This window comes from Bacillus thuringiensis (genome assembly GCF_022095615.2).
In the GTDB taxonomy this organism is placed as follows: Bacteria; Bacillota; Bacilli; order Bacillales; family Bacillaceae_G; genus Bacillus_A; species Bacillus_A cereus_AG.
The window spans coordinates 223,505-240,594 of record NZ_CP155561.1 but is presented as its reverse complement, the minus strand read 5'-3'; the positions used below and the strand labels follow the sequence as shown (position 1 = coordinate 240,594).

Below are 17,090 nucleotides of genomic sequence, written 5' to 3'. Positions count from 1 at the left end.
CTTATGAAAATAGCAAATAGTTATCCAACTACCTTAGACCTGTTGATCATAACTGACAAGACGCTACAAATAAATATATCCGAAGAAAAAGTATGTTTAATTAGTAAAATATATAATGAATACAAAGATATAGTAGTGGAAGAAGAGTTTATATTATGTACCTTAAAAATTTTACAATTGAATTGTAGCATTAATCTATTTCAACAAGATTTAGAATACCTCTTAAATAACCGTCTTACTAAAAAAATAAAAACTAAAATAACGAAGGGGTGTTAACTATAAATCTCTTCGCTATTTTAGTTTAATATCAAATGTTCTATCCCCCTCAATCTAAACGAATCATTTATACATAAAATCAGCTTTTCCCATTAAACTGACGCTTTTCTAATCGTTCAATTGCTTCACGGCGTTTAGAATCATCTATATTTGTATACAAAGATGTTGTTTCCATTGAATTATGTCCCATTTGATTTGCTAAAAGAACCAGATCTTTATTTTCATTATAATGATTAGTTGCATAGGTATGACGCAACTTATGAGGGCTCTTTTTTTCGTCAAATGCTCTAGTATATTTCTCTGTAAGCTTTTGTATTGCATTAACAGAAATTTGCGCGTATGAGCCTTTATAATTCGTTACAAATAGAATATTTTCATCATCAGGACACTTATAACGATTAGTACGTACTTTAAGGTACTCTTGAACATCATCTAGAGCCGTTTGTGTAGCCAAAATAGATGATTTTTTATCCCCTTTACGTATAACCTTGATGTAACGAGTACGAAAATTAATACTAGAAATAGTTAAACTAGCTGCTTCTGATACCCGGAGGCCTGTACCTAAGATTAAACTTAAAATAGCAATATCACGCTCTCTATCACGTCTAAAGAATCTTAGTCTACCAGGAGCAGTTTCTTGCAGCATTTGCTCATATTCATTGGATAAAAAGCGCATAAATTTAATGTCATCATTATTGTGGAAAATAACTTCAGAAATTTCTTTTGCTCTCACTGCAGCGTCAATTTTTTCCTTATGAATTTCCATTTTGGCCATAACATTTCTATAAAAGTAACATTCTCCATTATCATCTTCAGTATTTCTTGTTAGGTAGTTAAATAATGACTTTAGAGCTGAAAATGTTCGTATTACTGCCTTAGTTTTATTACCTTGTCTCTCTAAATAACTTTTAAACCTTTTTACTTGTTTAAGAGGAAGGTGTTCCAACGTTTCAATTGGCACCTCATGTATTTTCGTTACAACTTCTCCATCTACGACAGCAAGACGAGAGGAGATCAACCATTGTAAAAACATTTCGTATTCAATTAAATATCCATACAAGGTAGCAGGGGAAAGGTTTGTTTTCTCTTCAATATATTCAATGATATACCAGGGCATTTTTTCTTTATGACGTTCTACACGTACTTGATACACTTGTTTTTCTCTATTGCTCAATTTTTTCACCTCAAACTTTAAAATATTACATTAATTTCTTATAATTAATGTAATATTTTGTATAAATTTGTATAATTTTACATTGAATACAATTTTAATTGATAATTATTCAGAAATTACATTAATATTCTCATAACGTCTCCAATTACCTTCAGAATCATAGTTAGGAGATTGTCCAAATCCACAAATATTCCATAATTTATCAAAAGCAGGGCGCAATGCTTTATCAATGCTAGAGTCCCATGATCGGAGAATTATCGGTTGTAATTTTACTAAGTTATCTTGAATTGTTCGTTCTACTTGATTAGAATATTTTGATATATAATAACCGTTTGCATTTAGGAGACTAATTTGGATAGCAATGGGTACATGTACTGCTATTTTTTTTGTGATTTTTGAGCATATATCATAGATATGATTTATAATTTCTTGCTCAAATAATTCATGCACAATATATGGTTTATCTATAAATATACTTTTACCAAGCAATGAACCGCTTACTGATTCTATACAGCCATTTCGATAAAATTGAACATATCCATGTGGAAGCTCTTTTTCATTCACTCTAGAAGAAGTATAGTATCCGGCCTTATTTTCACCATATTCCCACCTATTACTATAAGGAGGCCTTATTAGTTTACCAAATTCCAATTCTGATACTTTATATAATTTCTTTTTTTCAATTGATTCTAATGGAACTATATGAATGACAACTTTTGGTCCACTTGTTACGTTAAGCATAAAATTACCTTGCATAATCTTCTTTATTCTATCATTTACAAACTCTTCATACCAATTTTCAGAAGGACGAACTATCTGTTCAGTTTTTTCAGGGATTTTACCTGGGAAAGAAGGGGCAATTTTCGGTTTCTTTCTTTCAGTTTGTATACCATTTAAAATTTCTTTTCGTGCAGAATTTTCATCTTTGTTTACTAAATCAATATAAATTATTGAGGGAAATAAACCATCAAGATTAATATCCTCAATTCTTACTGGAATAAGTTTTTGATTTTCACCTGTAGGATCCTTTACAAATGCCGCTGACCATTCAGGTTGGGTGTATAGGGATTCCTTATAATTTGAAGATAACAATGCTATCGTGTGTTTGGAATTCCTAGCTCCTTTATCCATTTGTAAAATAAAGTTATTACCACTTCTAAAGTCCCATGCCTGAATAAACGTTGTATATCCAGCTTCTTCAAGAATCCATGCAATCCATTCTGCCATTGTTTCATCTTTATGATTATAACTTATAAAAAAATCTACCATTTCATGAGCTGCGTTTATCATTATGTAATTCCTTTCAAATATAATTTTCATGTTATAATATACAAATTATAACATGAAAATTGATTCTTACATTAAATTTTATGTTAAATTGATATTTAATGTAAAATTAATGGTAATAGAGTTCTTCTCTTTCTCACAACATACTCCAAAAGGTTCTGGTGCAAAAATAGTGGGATATGAAAGAAGAGTAAAAGATTTCTAGCGGAATTGAACGTTATGCTGTTACACCAAAGAGTGCATTGATAAGATATATCTGCCTTTGGACAGACTTCTCCCCTTGGATAGTTTGTCCTTTTTTGACCATATGCATAGCTTCTATTCCAGCAATCATTTTTGTAGCTGTATGCAATGATTTCAATCCCAGCATATTCCGAATTCGTTTTTTTGATAAACCGGTGGTCTTGTTCAATGATATTGTTTAAATATTTTTTCACACGAAGTGGCATACCGTGTGGTATGCACTGTTCGTCTTTTAGATCCCTTATCGCAACAGGATAGGCTTTATCTCCATCAACAGTTATAGAACGAGGTCCTGTGGCATGACAAGAAACCAAGGCTTTCTTTAGAAATCGCTTGGCAGCTTTGACATCTCGTTTACTACTCAAATAAAAATCAATTGTGTTTCCTTCGGAATCAATCGTACGATATAAGTACATTTTTTGCCTTTGATTTTGTTAATACAAGTTTGATATTAACAGAATTTCATAAGAATAACCCTTATTTTGTAAATGTTAACAAATTATACTTTTTTGGATATGCAATTTAGCATATTGATTGACATGTATGATAATACATCCGTTGATTTCAAGATAAAAACTCCTTAATGGGGTAACGTCCCATCGCCATCAAGCTAAGGTTTTGAAGTATCCCCTAAATGAAAATTCTCTTTCTCTACAGTTAGTTATCTTAAGAAATCAGCTCATTTTTTTGTTTTTGGGGTGTATACATCTCTTAAGTTAATAGGCATATATGGTGAGGCCTTATATAGGATTTTTAATCAAATTTTTCACAAACGGTACAACTTATTTTTAAAATCACACTAATATAAATTAAAAGTAAACTGTCTAAAAAGGGGAAAATATTTTAAGGAGTTGATGTTTAAAGGACTGAATAAAAAACTTTGCGATATTTTCCGCAAAGTTTTTGTAATAATACGTATTATAATAGTAGTTTCCGTATTTCTTCTGTACTTAGATCTGTGAATTTTGCAATGTCTTCTAATGGCATACCATTCTTATGCATCCCACGGATTAATTGGATTTTTCCTTCTTCACGAGCGTGTGCCAACTTGGCTTGTTCATCTAAAAATAACTTTTCACGAGCCTCATAAGCTGTTCGGAATGAGGAGTCATGGCTCATATTTTCCCATTTATTTATTGCTTTTTGTAAAATTGGATCTTGATTCATCCCAATCTCCTCCAATATTTGAGTTAAATGTTCATCTTCATGTGCTGGTAGTAATAACATCCAACGAACAAATACATTTTCCCATGGGTTTACTTTTTCTTCATGCCATTGTTTGACCAATTTTGGAATTTCAACAAAGTGGATTTCAATATCATCACTTAGTATCTGCTGTTTTTTGCTATTCCATAATTGTCCTATGGTATGAAATGAATCATCCTGGGAGAATAATATAAAATCTAATAAGTTAATGGTAATTGTTTTCCGAAGTGAACGATAGGGCATCCCCTCTTGCATTTGGGATGTATAGAGTTTACTCCAGTAATATAAAGATTGTTTCACCATATCATGTGTATTGCGAAGTTGTATCTCTATATTCACTTGCGTTCCATTGTCTAATGTTGCTAATAAGTCTAATATGGATAACTTATCATCTTCATAAGATTTATGAAGATGTGGATCTTCTAGTTGTAGAGATGCAATAGGTGCATCTAAAGATTCTTCTAGGATAGCGTTTAGAAATCCAGTTAAAATTTCTTCGTTTCCCTTCGCTCCGAATAACTGTTTAAAAGCGAAATCAATCCGTAAATTTACTAATTTTGTGGACATGGGTTTCCTCTCCCTGTCTTTCTTTTCTTCTTATTATTTTATAATGTAATTCTTAATATAAGCAAATGCTACTTTTACCATTGTAGATCCAATTCATCACAGTACACATCTAACTCCGTAAAACAGTTTTGTAAATCCGCTTCAAAATCAATTTTACGAATTATGCTATCTACCTTTTTTTCTAAATCTGAAATTGTGTTGTAAGGAACATAAAATATATATTCTCCTGAACGTTGTTCCATATTATATTGTGATATAAGGAAAGATTCGATATTCTTTCGAACTTTCCCCTATCCTCGTACAAATTTATTATTATTTTCTACACGTACCAACATACGAATTGTGGCTGTTTGTTCTTTAGTTTGTTCGCCTTTTTCGGTTTGCTTATTTTTTCGTATATATCGGTAAAGTGTAGCTTGACTAATACCTGTCATGTTTATAATTTCTTGGATGCTATATTCTTTAGAATCATATAACTTCAATGCTCTCTGAAGAAAACTATCCTTAACACGAGGGCGTCCACCTACTCTTCCTCTTGCACTTTCAAGCCCCTCTAGAGTACGTTGAGCAATTAAGTCTCTTTCAAACTGGCTGAATGCTTAAAATATTGTTAACATCAATTTCCCTTGAGGTGTATTAGTATCAAACTTGTTCTTTAATACTAATTAGCTTAACTTTCTTATTCTCAAAAAAATCAACAAATTCAATTAAATCTTTGGTACTTCTTCCTAATCTAGAAAAGCTTTCAACAACTAATGTATCACCAGGTCTAATTTTATCTTTTAATCGAGTAAGCTCTGGACGATTGCTTTTCGTACCTGTTATTTTTTCAGTTATAATTTTGAAGCCTGTCTAGTTGATGAATCAAATCTTGTTGTTGGATACTTACTCTTGCATAGCCATAAATGTATGAATTCATGAAATCACCCAACCTTTACAAGGTAATTTTATCATAAAGGGTAGTTAAAGTTAATTTGATTTTGACAATAGTCTTGATAACGTAGTTAAGCGATTTATAAGGATTAAATTTTATTAATTTTACATTTATTAAAAACCATTGTTTTTGATAAATGCAAAGTAAGAATTTATGAATGATTCAAAAGGTCTATATGATTTTGAAGTGTTTCAAAATTTCGTCTCAAACTTTTTGACGTACTGCTTTTAATAGAAATTACTCCACTACAAAAGGTGTACCTTTACGAACTGAAGATTGGGCATATTTTCTCGAATCCCCTCGTTGCCATGGGCAATGTATGGTGAGGCCTATCAGTATGCCTTTTATTATATACATAGCTAATATAACAATTTCAGCACTCTCCTTTCATTTATTGAGAGTGATTATTGCATGTATTTTTTTAATATCCATTCCTAATCAGCTATAATAAAGAAGGGAAAAATACACTCTTTAAAAAATATATACATATACCTATAACTAAGGAGTGGGATACCTTTGAAAAAATTTAAAGAGATTTTAGAAAAAGGAGCAATACCTATCGGTCAATCCGATACATTAGGAAAATCGTTGCGGCAATTTGATGAAATACAATATGAAAATGAAATATATCTCATTGTATGGCATCCCATTAATAATGAATTTATCGGTTCTCATGAATCAAGGAATTGGATTTCCCATACTGATTTACATAAATCTCTTTGGATAAAAAATTTAAAAGACTCTTTTGTTTCGAAAAAATAAGAGAAGATTCTAACAAAAGAGTTAGAACCTTCTCGACATACCTTGTAGGGATTTCGTAAAATCGATAGGAAAGTGTATACTGATTGATTTTCAAAATAGTACCTCCAAGATTTTTTAGATTTCTCTGTTTATATATAATTAACCTACAATCTTTTGTTGTTTTATCTGCTTTTCTTCTAGGGGAGCGAGTGCACATTTATTTTGAAAACGCTCAAAAAATCCACGTGTCTTGCATTCTTTTTTTAGAGCGTCTTTAACTCGGTGTTACTAATGTTAGTAGCTTGTATGTAAAAGCTGCGCAAATTAGCATCTACAATTGCAACATAATTGTTTTGGTGCTGGTATAAAACGAATGAACATTGAAAATCGTTTGCTTTGAATAGGAAGTCCATTTAGAATTCTATTCGCTCAACATCAGATAGTGTCCAACCGAGATCTCTTTTTTCTCTAACAAAGATATGGGTTGTTCTATTCTTAATTTTTGTTGTTTTATTTTATTATACGGTTGAAACACAATGTTTTTCCACTTGAATGAGGGACATAGACAATAACTTTCTCCTCTAATCCGTTTGTTAAAAATATTTTTAATTTTTTATCTACTCTGTTTTCACGAAAATATGTCTCCACATGTTTCAAAATAACCGGCCCCCTTCATTCATAGGTATTCAAAATTAATTTCAACACGGTGTACGTTAGGCAGCATTTTTTATATGTTCCATAACGTGAAATTGGACGTCCATCGACTTCAAATAGGAAAAAATATACTTCCTACATGTCTATAATAATAGTTTCTAGTACAATCACAATATATCCCGTTATTTTTATTGAGTTTTGATTGATTAGGGTTTTATATCAATATAAAATAATGAAAGGGGAAAGAGTGGTCTAATAGAATGGGAGAGAAGCCTTAGATGTATCCAAAATTTATTGATAAAATAGCGTTTTCAAAAGCGCATAAAGATTTATTAGTCCAACTATATTTTAAAGAAATTACAAGAAGCGAATATAATCGCCTTGTGAATAGATTATATTGTTTGGAACAAAAACCGGAGGAAAAGTAGGATGTTTGTCTACAATTATATAAAAGGAACTTACAGTCATATTGTTTTATTCCTTACATGAATATTCCGATGAGGATTGGAGGAATATATTGAAACCTTTGTACGTTTACAAAAAGAAATTCATATTTTAAAGCAATATGTATATCAAAAATTGGAAAAAGATAAAAACGAGCTGTTAACTCAATTTCCTACATTAGCGTATATCGATACAAACAAGTTAGAACATACAAAAGAGTATCAGAAATTAAAAAGTCTATCGGTAAAAACATTAAAAAGTATGACAGCACGTGAAAGAAAAAAGAAATCATACAAATACAAAAAGTGCACCAAACCATGCAAACAATTGTTCATGCTGAAATTGAAACTCTAAATAAATACCCTGTATCAGATGGGGATTTACGAAAAAGAAATGTGAATATGTAGAATAGACATTCTCAGTAGTTCTATTAGTATCTGTCGAGTAAGTAAGAAAGCTTCCTAATAAAATTAGGAAGCCTTTTTGAGGAGTGATAGGACTAATTTTGAGAAGTCTTGTGAATTTGAATAGAAAATTCATACTGTACATGTGTCTCTTCCTCTAGTAAACTAGCAATGGATTTTAATTGGAGAATCATCTTTTCTTTTGATTTTATCCCAGCGTAGTGAATATAAAAAGATTCGGGAATAGAACATGGTTCTATGGATTCAATAGGTTCGAAAGAAATAGGTGTATGAGCGGTAGAATTAACTTCTATTATGTTTTGAGGCTGAGTTGTTGCTAAAATGGTAGGTGTTTCTATAGGATCTGGAACAATGTTGGGTTGTGAGTCGACAGGGGTTTCTTTTTCCTGTGGGGTAGTTGCTTTTTGTTGCTTACTTGTTGTGGAAACGTCATGTTTTTTATACAAGTCATATAATTTCTTTTTATATGTGCCTAAACCTTCTAAAATTTCCTTACCAGTAAAATGTTCTTTCCAATATTGTAAACGTAGCTTTTGTTCCCCATCAGACAAGGATTCTAGAGAAGCAAGTGGTAAAAAAGTGTTTAATTCTTCAATGCTAAGGGTTTCAGTCAATGAGAATCACGCCTTCAAAAAAGTGTATATTTGTATAGATTCTTTTTGAAAGAGAAATTTCCTTTTGAAAAAATGAAATGTTATAGCATATGAAATATCCAGATATATAAAATTACATATTAAAATCACCCTATTGTGGTGTATTATAAAGCCAATTAATAATGAAAGTAAGATTTAAATAGGGGGCATACATGGGATGGAAATTGCAATTGCAGTATTAAAATTTATTGGTGGCGTAATTCCGTTAGTAACAGACTTATTAAAAGTATTAATGTAGTCACTGGCTTCTAAAAATGGCAAAGAAGAAAAGATGTCTGCTTTTACGCAGGCATCTTTTCTTTTTTGAGTGAAACATAGACTTCCCCATTTTCTCAATAGTGACTTTTATATTATCAAATTATAATATAGTTAATTTTTCTTATTGGTATATGCTTGCTATATCCTATAAATGCTAGCTTAAATATGTACACGGGTGCTTTCCTGGGTTCTGGTGCAACAAAGCTAAACGATTTGAAAATGTTCTTTCAAACTTGGCCATACTGGTACTACTACTTAAAAAGTTGTGTGATCAGTATGGAAAAAGAAAATATATTCAAATGGAAACATTATCAGCCTGATATCATTGTATTAGCGGTACGTTGGTACCTACGGTACAACCTCATTCTTCGTGATTTGGTGAAAATGATGGAAGAAAGAGAATTATCCTTGGTCCATACAACGATTATGCGATGGGTTCATCAATATGGACCTGAATTGAATGAGCGTATTCGAAAACATTTGAAACGAACAAATGATTCCTGGAGAGTAGATGAGACATACATCAAAATCAAAGGCGAGAAAATGTACTTATATCGTGCGATTGATTCCGAAGGAAACACAATTGATTTTTATTTGAGCAATAAACGAGATGCCAAAGCTGCCAAGCGATTTCTAAAGAAAGCCTTGGTTTCTTGTCATGCCACAGGACCTCGTTCTATAACTGTTGATGGAGATAAATCCTATCCTGTTAGACGAACAGTGCATACCACACGGTATGCCACTTCGTGTGAAAAAATATTTAAACAATATCATTGAATAAGACCACCGGTTTATCAAAAAACGGATTCGGAATATGCTTGGATTGAAATCATTGCATACAGCTACAAAAATGATTGCTGGAATAGAAGCAATGCATATGGTCAAAAAAGGACAAACTATCCAAGGGGAGAAGTCTGTCCAAAGGCAGATATATCTTATCAATGCACTCTTTGGTGTAACAGCATAACGTTCAATTCCGCTAGGAATCTTTTACTCTTCTTTCATATCCCACTATTTCTGCACCAGAACCCGATTCTTTAAAAGCAGCTTTTCTTCAATATTTTCATACGGTAATAAGTGCCCCATCTGTAAAGGAATTGTATGCGAATCTTTGAAATTCACATTTTCTTTTGGTGGAATTTTTAATTTTGAGAAAAACTTTTTTGAAATTCAGTTAACATGATATATCCCCTTCTATTCACAAAGAATGTATTCATTTCATACTATCACGACCATTAAGTTTATGCGTTATACAACTTGAATAACAAATTTCAGGGGCTTTGTATTACTAAAAATTAGCGGACAATAAGGAGCAAATGTTACAAAATCTCTTAAGATTTTTTTCAAATGTATTTTTGGGTATATCGGTATCTTTACTCACCTCATAAAAAATAGAATAAGCTTAATTCATAAAAAACTTAAATTTAATGTTCAAAAGTGTATTTTGTTGTACATCTAAAAATATCGCGTTGTAGATGTAATTACTATTCAAGTGTATTTTTTTAATCAAATGTTTGTTTAAACCCCTTTGATCATAGGCAGAATATGTATCTAGTAATAGTATTCCAAATTTAGATAAATCATCTTATAGCCATTAATCCTCCTATTTATACATATAATATTCTTTATATTGTTCGAACTTCGATTTTTTTGTTTTTGGTGATATTATGGGTGACTTTACTAATTTAGATGGTGCTACTTGCTTTGGTATTTGTAATACACCACGTTTCTTGAGCTCTCTATACAAGTTACTCACATTACACCCAACTATTTTTGCAATAGTTGGGTATTCCGTTCCCTGATTAAATAATTGTACTGCTTGTTGGCATTTTTCATCCCATTTTTCTTCTGGCGTTTGTACTTTTTCGATTCGTTTTTTAGCTGTATTTTTTTCTAATTTGATACACTCTCTTTCTATTTTACAATGCTCCTCCTGTAAGCGTAGCATTTGTACTTTTTTCGCAATTGCTCTCATGCTGCATTCACCTCATTTCGTTTGATACATCCCAAAAGTGTTCGCATCCTACTGAATTATCTGCAATCCCTGCTAGTTTCTCAGATAATTCTCAAAAGAAGGCCCGCCCCATTTCTTATCCCTTCTATGACAGCTTTTATCCTACTATTTACAAACCACGCTGGTTTAGCTGTTTACGCAAACTACTTACATGACATCCTAATTGGTGTGCTATTTTTTTATATGTACATCCTTTTCTTCTTAACTCGAGCGCTTGCTGGCAAAAATGATCCCACTTCCGTTTTACTTTTCTTTTCGGTTCCTTTTCATCAAAAATTAATCCAGTTCCTAATTGATATATTTCTTTTCCAACCCTACAATCATCAATACAATATGTGCATACACTATTATGGTAATGACACCCCAAACAATCCTACAGTTCCCCTCATCAAAATGAGTCGTTTAGTCCAAATTTTAAGAATTAATAATTATACATATATTGTTGATGTGGTAAAATTATTAATGAAAAAGAGTATGGATTCAAAAAAGGCCAATTGGTAAAGAAATTGGCTCCCTTCTTAATGATGAATACAACAAAAATCTCTTTAAATCTTTATTAGGGGTAAGTTTTAAAGAAAAATTCATATCGGTAATAGTTTCACATAATTGTAAACTATAGTAAATTGATATTATTTAAACTGAATATTCTTGACATTAATCCTTTCTATGCGCATCAACAAACAAAACATTGATTTCACTTACAAAAATGGAATAATAGCTAGTTCATTAACTTCGCCATATCCTGTAATAAAGTGGATATAGATAATTCTTCAATTTCTGTTCCATCCTAAAAATCATCTACTATCTAAATTTTTCTATTTAAAATTCCAAAAGAAGTATCCGAAATGGTCAGCCTTTCTCAATCGCTGAAAAGAGGGATTACTCCTGTTAGACCACGACAATTTTCATTCATTTTTCAAGGTAATACAAAGCTTGAAAGGAATATGAAGTATGCTACAGCTTGTTTTTTGTTTCTATAATCGCTACTTTAAAAAATTTACATTGAAATAGCTATTTAACAATTTGTATCACTATAAAAACTAAAAGGGCCCTGTTTACGATTCCTTTTTTGGAGGCTATCTAAAAATTCCGGGACAAAATATAGGATATTGTAAGAAAAAAGACACCTTTTAGGTGCCTTCATCCGACTTGAACCATGCTCATTTAATATAAATTTATCCGTATTATCCCCTTGTATATATGTAAACAAGCCCTATAAAACAGAATCATCAATATTCAACAAATTGTTAGTACAAAAAACACAAGAAAATTGAGATTAGTATTAGAGTGACGCCATATTGTCTAAAGTGATTGATATATTACGCGTTTCAAGAGAATTTGCTTTATAGAATTTATTGATCTTTATTATTTATTTAATTTATATTTCTAAATTATGCATAATTTCATGATTGAATTAAATTTTTTTGCCAATTCTGCTCGATAATATACTAATGGACCTTTTCATGTGAGCGGAAAAATAACAAAAATGTAAATTGAATTTTAGTGTTTAAAAAAAATTAAAATAGGTTAAGAAAGTAAATTTTATCAATACAATTTTTTTCTTTTACATATTAAAATGAAAGTACCCTTCCAATGTATAATGACTCCTTAAGAAATCGTGAAGGGATTTTTTATTTAATAAATAAATTTTACAAAACATAAAATTAAACATTATCTATTTCTGTAAAATACTATTAATTAAACATTGACTCACTTTTATTACAAGTTATTAAACTATACTTGGAGAGGAATTTATTATGTTCAAAAAATCATTAAATAATGAACAATCTAGTGTTATTACTACTAATGAAACTTATGATGTATTTTTATTTCCCAGTATTATTAATAATAGATTCCATTTAATCACAGAAAACTTTTACAATATGAAATGTAATTATTTTGAGTTATATATTGATACAGAAAATAACTTATTACATATTTATGATGGTATTGGTTTAAGTACACACGGAACAAGTACAATTAATAAAATTAACAAATACTTAATAGACAAAATTTATATTTCTCTATACCTATCTAATTCCGAAGAAGCAAAAGTCCTTATCTATTTCCCTGAAAGCAACTCGAAAGGGGTAGGCATCGTAACATACGATTATCATGCAGAAGAAGAAGGTAAAAATGGTTTCGGACATCCTTTTGATGAAACGAGTACATATGAACCATTTATTAACATGGCTAAACAACGAAAATACTAAAGTAATCCTAAAAAGATAAGACATCAGAAATCGAAAGAAAAGTTAAAAAATTACAATTAAAACTGATATCTCTTGAAAAAAACTTGAATAAAACAACATCAGATTTCTGGATTTCCATCATCTTTTCGTGATTGGAAAAACATCTGCTCAAAAAAATTAACTACTAAATTGCACCTTAAATATACCTTTCCCCCTGTTTTTAGGTGTGAAAGCGGGTTTGTCGTGTAGGGGATGAAACCCTATATATCCTTATATCATATGGAAAAATAAGCATAAGACTGCAAAAAATATTCCTCACTATTCAAAATTGAAAAATTTATACATGATTAGATTAGAAACAGCATAAATATCAATACTTAATAGTTTATCAGGCTATTTGATCAAAAAACTCTAAAAACCCACGTCTTTAAAGGTGTTTAAAACGACACTTTACAAATTTGAAATGTAATAAGGTAGAACTAAATGAAGCCCCCTTTTATATAAGAAGGCTCCATCTGGGGATATCAGTTATTTGTAATACTTATTAAAGTCTATGTGATAATTTCATGTTTTATTACATTTTTAAAATTCAAACACATCTCAAAGTGCTTGTTATAGACTAAGACTATTTGGCTCTGAAAAATCATTGGTTTTAGCATATCAATTAAAATATTACCTCACCATTGGAACAATAAATCTCCGTTTATATAGGTATACCTTAGCCTTATTAAAACCACTTGTTTTCACGTCTGAATTTTATTAATTAAAAAATATTCAAAATTCTAATTGAAACTTTTTGTTAAAATGGTTCTGGTGCAAAAATTCAACAATGCTTGAAAACGGTTTATTAAAATTGACCATACTGGTACTATTACTTAAAATTGAACAAGATCACCGATTTATCAAAAAACGGATTCCGAATATGCTGGGATTGAAATCATTGCATACAGCTACAAAAATGATTGCTGGAATAGAAGCTATGCATATGGTCAAAAAAGGACAAACTCTCCAAGGGGAGAAGTTTGTCCAAAGGCAGATATATCTTATCAATGAACTCTTTGGTTTAACAGCATAACGTTCCATTCCCTTTTACTCTTCATTCATATCCCACTATTTTGTACCAGAACCAAAGAATCTCCTTATTTTAGAATTTAGGAGATCTCTTCTAGAATATGTCCGTTATTTATAAAGTTTTTGTATGCTATGCAATAGCCCTTGTAAGTAGGATTTTATTTTTTTGCCCATATGCTGATTCTTATTTAGAATCGTTAACTGTTTTATCCTTGATTACATGTACAGCCAGAGTTCTAATTATTGTTATAGCCTTGATTACACGTACAGCCGGAATACCGGTCGTAATTGTTGGTATAATTTTGATTATACAGGTTGTAGTTGCTACTGTATTCTTGCTCATACATAGCACCTGTGTTTTGGTTATAATTGCTAGTATAGCCTTTTATACAAATCAACTCGATGCTATCTATATAAAATGTACCTTCGGTTTCTCCAGCCTCTATTCGTACACGATCACTTTCTGGGAATACTTCTACTGTTTTTGTCATATATCCTTCTTCACAAGACGTGAACTTCAGTGTTTCCTGATTCCCATTACAATCCATCATCGTTACATACCCTTTTCCAGGACCTTCTTTTTTGGCAATCACACGCAACATATAGCCATGATGATCTTGGGCATGCAGATTTTGAGATACTCCAGCACTCCAGTTTGATAGAACTAATACAGAAGCTCCATCCATTTGTTGTACGCCTACTCTACCTGTTGCGTGCCATCCCGTTAACCCCTGTGTAAAGTCACCATTTGTTATGACATTCCGTGCATTATATAAATAGCGTGCTTGCATGATACTTGCGTTTAACCCTTGATATACATCATAGTTCATACCTGGAGCATTCGGTAACCAAGCATGGTATGCATAGGGAATCGCCTGTATCAATCGATCAGCGTTTTGAATATGATCTAAAGTAATATGATAGTGTAACTCTTGTTTATTTGTAAATAATGCATCTACAGCCTGTTTTGCTGGAGCGTAGGCTTGTTGTGTTTTCCAATATTTTTTCTCCATGTATTGTTTCCATTTCTTTTCCTTTTGTTTCACATGCGCCAATGCTTCGCCTGTTAGTGGTCTTTCTTCAATCACTTCTAGATTCCCTACTGTAGCGTATCCGTCTGGATTAGAAATTTTAAACAAGACATCAATACCTACGTTTGTATTTGTACCTACTTCTCCGGTGTCAATATGAAAATCAAATGGATGACGATCGTGACACATAACATGCTTTTTATCTGAACTTGACGGGCATGCATACCCATCTGGTACTGGTGTGGGATACCCTTGGCTCACATATATACATCCTCTAAAGCATTTGGCACCTGAAATACGGTAGCATCTAGGATACGAATTCGTTGAAAATAAGAGAAAAGATGGTTAGAGATTTGTGTTTGTTCACATACTTTTTTTGTAACAGTAAAGAAAAAATATGTTGTAAAAACAAAACTGCTTTAGTGTTTAAACGTTTTTTTAAGCCCTCAGGGCTGAGTAAAGTACCAGTGGCTGCATGAAGCCTGCTACATAATCGGACTAAGGGCTCACTTGCTACTCGTTGACTAATCCAAATACAAATCGTAGCTAAGTCTGAGCCAGAAAACTTACGTTTTCGCTTTATAAATCCGATTTCTCTTGCAAGTTCTTCTAAAAATAAAGGTGTAACAGATCGTTGTAATTCTTCTGCAAATGTAGTAGTTCATCTTGAATCGAGAGATTCATAAGAAAATTTCATCCTTTCTAATTTAGCTTGTTGAGAAAGGATAACGTTTTTTTGTATTTGAGAGTATTAAAATCTTTTGAATTGATGGGCATGTAAGGTGACCCTTATAAGTGAGCGACAAATTATTCGAATGGAAAATAATATCCTACATAATTAAATACATTTTTGAATCCTGTATTTTCTGCAACTGTAACAGAAGGCTTGTCCAATTCAATACAATCCCAATATGGAATTATGTCATTCTCCAAACAATAAATTACAAAACTATGAGCCATCTTTTGAGCTAATTTTCCTCCTCGATGATCTTCTATTGTTTCAATATCTATACAATGTATATTGTCAACGACAAAGCCTGAAAAACAAACACCTACAATTGTATGGTCGTAAACAATACAATAACCAATTCCCTCATTAAAAAAATATCATGTGAAGACCAAAACTCTAAAATTTTAGATTGTAAAAACTCAATGTTCTTAAATGAATTTTTTTATTTTCATAGAGAGTTTTACTGATTTTCAGTACAGTATATCCTTGTTCAATTTTAGGTTCAAGTTTATATTTATAGTCCCCTTTTTTAGTGTATATACTCTTTGATTCCAACTACTTAATTTACGATGTTTAAACATTTTTTCAATTATCTCATTCCATTTCGGATGATTACCGATCCCTTCAAAAAAATTTAGTCCGACTTTCTTTGCTTCATGTTCTATTACTTTATTAATAAAATCATCAATTTCATTATTAAACTTTTCATTTTCTGCATTTCCAATAAAAAAAATCCATCATTATTACCTAACCAAATAAGTCCAGAATTAGGAGAAGAAATATTATCTACAAATATACGACCAGGATTAACTCCTTCAATTACAGCTTTCACTTCTAAATGCCCTTTTTCATTTACTAAACCTTTACACTTATAAAAATCACTCTTATATAATTCAGAAATCGTACGTTATATCGCCTTCCCTAAACATTTCTATTCTAAATTTATCTAATTTTACAGAATATTCCTTATTAAGTTTGGAAGTAGGTTAGCACAATAAATATTGTAAAGTCATACGTAATGACTAGATAAGATAATTCCAAAATGTTGGTGGTACCCCATTGTAATTAAGCTAAAAAAAGCGACTACCCCTAACAAAAAAATGTACATTTTTTTGTTAGGGGTGTTATAAAATTCTTAAGTTGATGGGCATGGGGTCACCATATCAAAAAAGAAAATTGTACGTCCAGAC

11 protein-coding genes and 7 pseudogenes are annotated in these 17,090 nt (G+C 31.3%); 5 read left to right on the top strand and 13 right to left on the bottom strand.

The genetic code is table 11. The features are described from left to right. Positions 1–3 precede the first annotated feature (3 nt). The gene (locus KZZ19_RS30635; protein ID WP_237982807.1) at positions 4–276 is read left to right on the top strand and encodes a hypothetical protein; all 273 of its coding nucleotides are present in this window, start codon (positions 4–6) and stop codon (positions 274–276) included. 79 nt (positions 277–355) lie between these two features. On the opposite strand, the gene xerS is transcribed toward KZZ19_RS30635, so the two are convergent. From xerS to KZZ19_RS30610, 5 genes and pseudogenes are all read right to left on the bottom strand, one after another. Next, positions 356–1,450 (bottom strand): tyrosine recombinase XerS, encoded by a 1,095-nt coding sequence (xerS, locus tag KZZ19_RS30630; protein ID WP_237982808.1) that lies wholly within the window; start codon positions 1,448–1,450, stop codon positions 356–358. Positions 1,451–1,555: 105 nt separating this feature from the next. Continuing rightward, the gene (locus KZZ19_RS30625; RefSeq protein WP_237982809.1) at positions 1,556–2,740 is read right to left on the bottom strand and encodes a toll/interleukin-1 receptor domain-containing protein; all 1,185 of its coding nucleotides are present in this window, start codon (positions 2,738–2,740) and stop codon (positions 1,556–1,558) included. Between the two features lie 214 nt (positions 2,741–2,954). Further along, positions 2,955–3,402 (bottom strand): annotated as a pseudogene (locus tag KZZ19_RS30620) (IS6 family transposase); the annotation flags it as partial. A 496-nt stretch (positions 3,403–3,898) separates the two neighbouring features. Continuing rightward, positions 3,899–4,753: an Rpn family recombination-promoting nuclease/putative transposase gene (locus tag KZZ19_RS30615; RefSeq protein WP_237982810.1), complete on the bottom strand. Its 855-nt coding sequence runs from the start codon at positions 4,751–4,753 to the stop codon at positions 3,899–3,901. Between the two features lie 74 nt (positions 4,754–4,827). After that, positions 4,828–5,672: pseudogene (locus KZZ19_RS30610) on the bottom strand (recombinase family protein). 525 nt (positions 5,673–6,197) lie between these two features. Between KZZ19_RS30610 and KZZ19_RS30605 the strand changes: the two are divergent. Continuing rightward, entirely contained in the window at positions 6,198–6,449 is a 252-nt protein-coding gene (locus KZZ19_RS30605; RefSeq protein ID WP_237982906.1) for a hypothetical protein, read from the top strand. A gap of 1,576 nt (positions 6,450–8,025) precedes the next feature. Here KZZ19_RS30605 and KZZ19_RS30600 read toward each other — a convergent pair. Continuing rightward, positions 8,026–8,565: a hypothetical protein gene (locus tag KZZ19_RS30600; protein WP_237982671.1), complete on the bottom strand. Its 540-nt coding sequence runs from the start codon at positions 8,563–8,565 to the stop codon at positions 8,026–8,028. A 573-nt stretch (positions 8,566–9,138) separates the two neighbouring features. On the opposite strand from KZZ19_RS30600, the pseudogene KZZ19_RS30595 reads away from it, so the two are divergent. Next, positions 9,139–9,829 (top strand): annotated as a pseudogene (locus KZZ19_RS30595) (IS6 family transposase). A gap of 62 nt (positions 9,830–9,891) precedes the next feature. On the opposite strand, the pseudogene KZZ19_RS30590 reads toward KZZ19_RS30595, so the two are convergent. From KZZ19_RS30590 to KZZ19_RS30580, 3 genes and pseudogenes are all read right to left on the bottom strand, one after another. Next, positions 9,892–10,043, bottom strand: a pseudogene (locus KZZ19_RS30590) (arylamine N-acetyltransferase family protein); the annotation flags it as partial. A 422-nt stretch (positions 10,044–10,465) separates the two neighbouring features. After that, positions 10,466–10,837, bottom strand: a complete 372-nt coding sequence (locus KZZ19_RS30585) for a hypothetical protein (RefSeq protein WP_237982672.1) — start codon at positions 10,835–10,837, stop codon at positions 10,466–10,468. A 148-nt stretch (positions 10,838–10,985) separates the two neighbouring features. Beyond that, complete coding sequence (locus tag KZZ19_RS30580; RefSeq protein ID WP_237982673.1) at positions 10,986–11,243, bottom strand: hypothetical protein; 258 nt, start codon at positions 11,241–11,243, stop codon at positions 10,986–10,988. Between the two features lie 1,390 nt (positions 11,244–12,633). Between KZZ19_RS30580 and KZZ19_RS30575 the strand changes: the two genes are divergently transcribed. Further along, positions 12,634–13,089, top strand: coding sequence for a hypothetical protein (locus KZZ19_RS30575; protein WP_237982674.1), 456 nt, complete (start codon positions 12,634–12,636; stop codon positions 13,087–13,089). A gap of 859 nt (positions 13,090–13,948) precedes the next feature. Then, positions 13,949–14,143 (top strand): annotated as a pseudogene (locus KZZ19_RS30570) (DDE-type integrase/transposase/recombinase); the annotation flags it as partial. A gap of 232 nt (positions 14,144–14,375) precedes the next feature. Here the strand turns inward: KZZ19_RS30570 and KZZ19_RS30565 are convergent. The 4 genes and pseudogenes from KZZ19_RS30565 to KZZ19_RS30550 all read right to left on the bottom strand — a co-directional run bounded on the left by KZZ19_RS30565 (position 14,376) and on the right by KZZ19_RS30550 (position 16,732). Then, the gene (locus KZZ19_RS30565; protein WP_348638083.1) at positions 14,376–15,431 is read right to left on the bottom strand and encodes a hypothetical protein; all 1,056 of its coding nucleotides are present in this window, start codon (positions 15,429–15,431) and stop codon (positions 14,376–14,378) included. A gap of 2 nt (positions 15,432–15,433) precedes the next feature. Beyond that, positions 15,434–15,854: pseudogene (locus KZZ19_RS30560) on the bottom strand (IS4 family transposase); the annotation flags it as partial. A gap of 123 nt (positions 15,855–15,977) precedes the next feature. Next, a pseudogene (locus tag KZZ19_RS30555) lies at positions 15,978–16,577 on the bottom strand (GNAT family N-acetyltransferase). Further along, positions 16,565–16,732 carry a hypothetical protein gene (locus KZZ19_RS30550; RefSeq protein WP_265413186.1) on the bottom strand — a complete coding sequence of 56 codons (168 nt, stop codon included), beginning with the start codon at positions 16,730–16,732 and terminating at the stop codon, positions 16,565–16,567. The pseudogene KZZ19_RS30555 and the gene KZZ19_RS30550 overlap by 13 nt, the downstream one beginning before the upstream one ends. Positions 16,733–17,090: the final 358 nt, after the last annotated feature.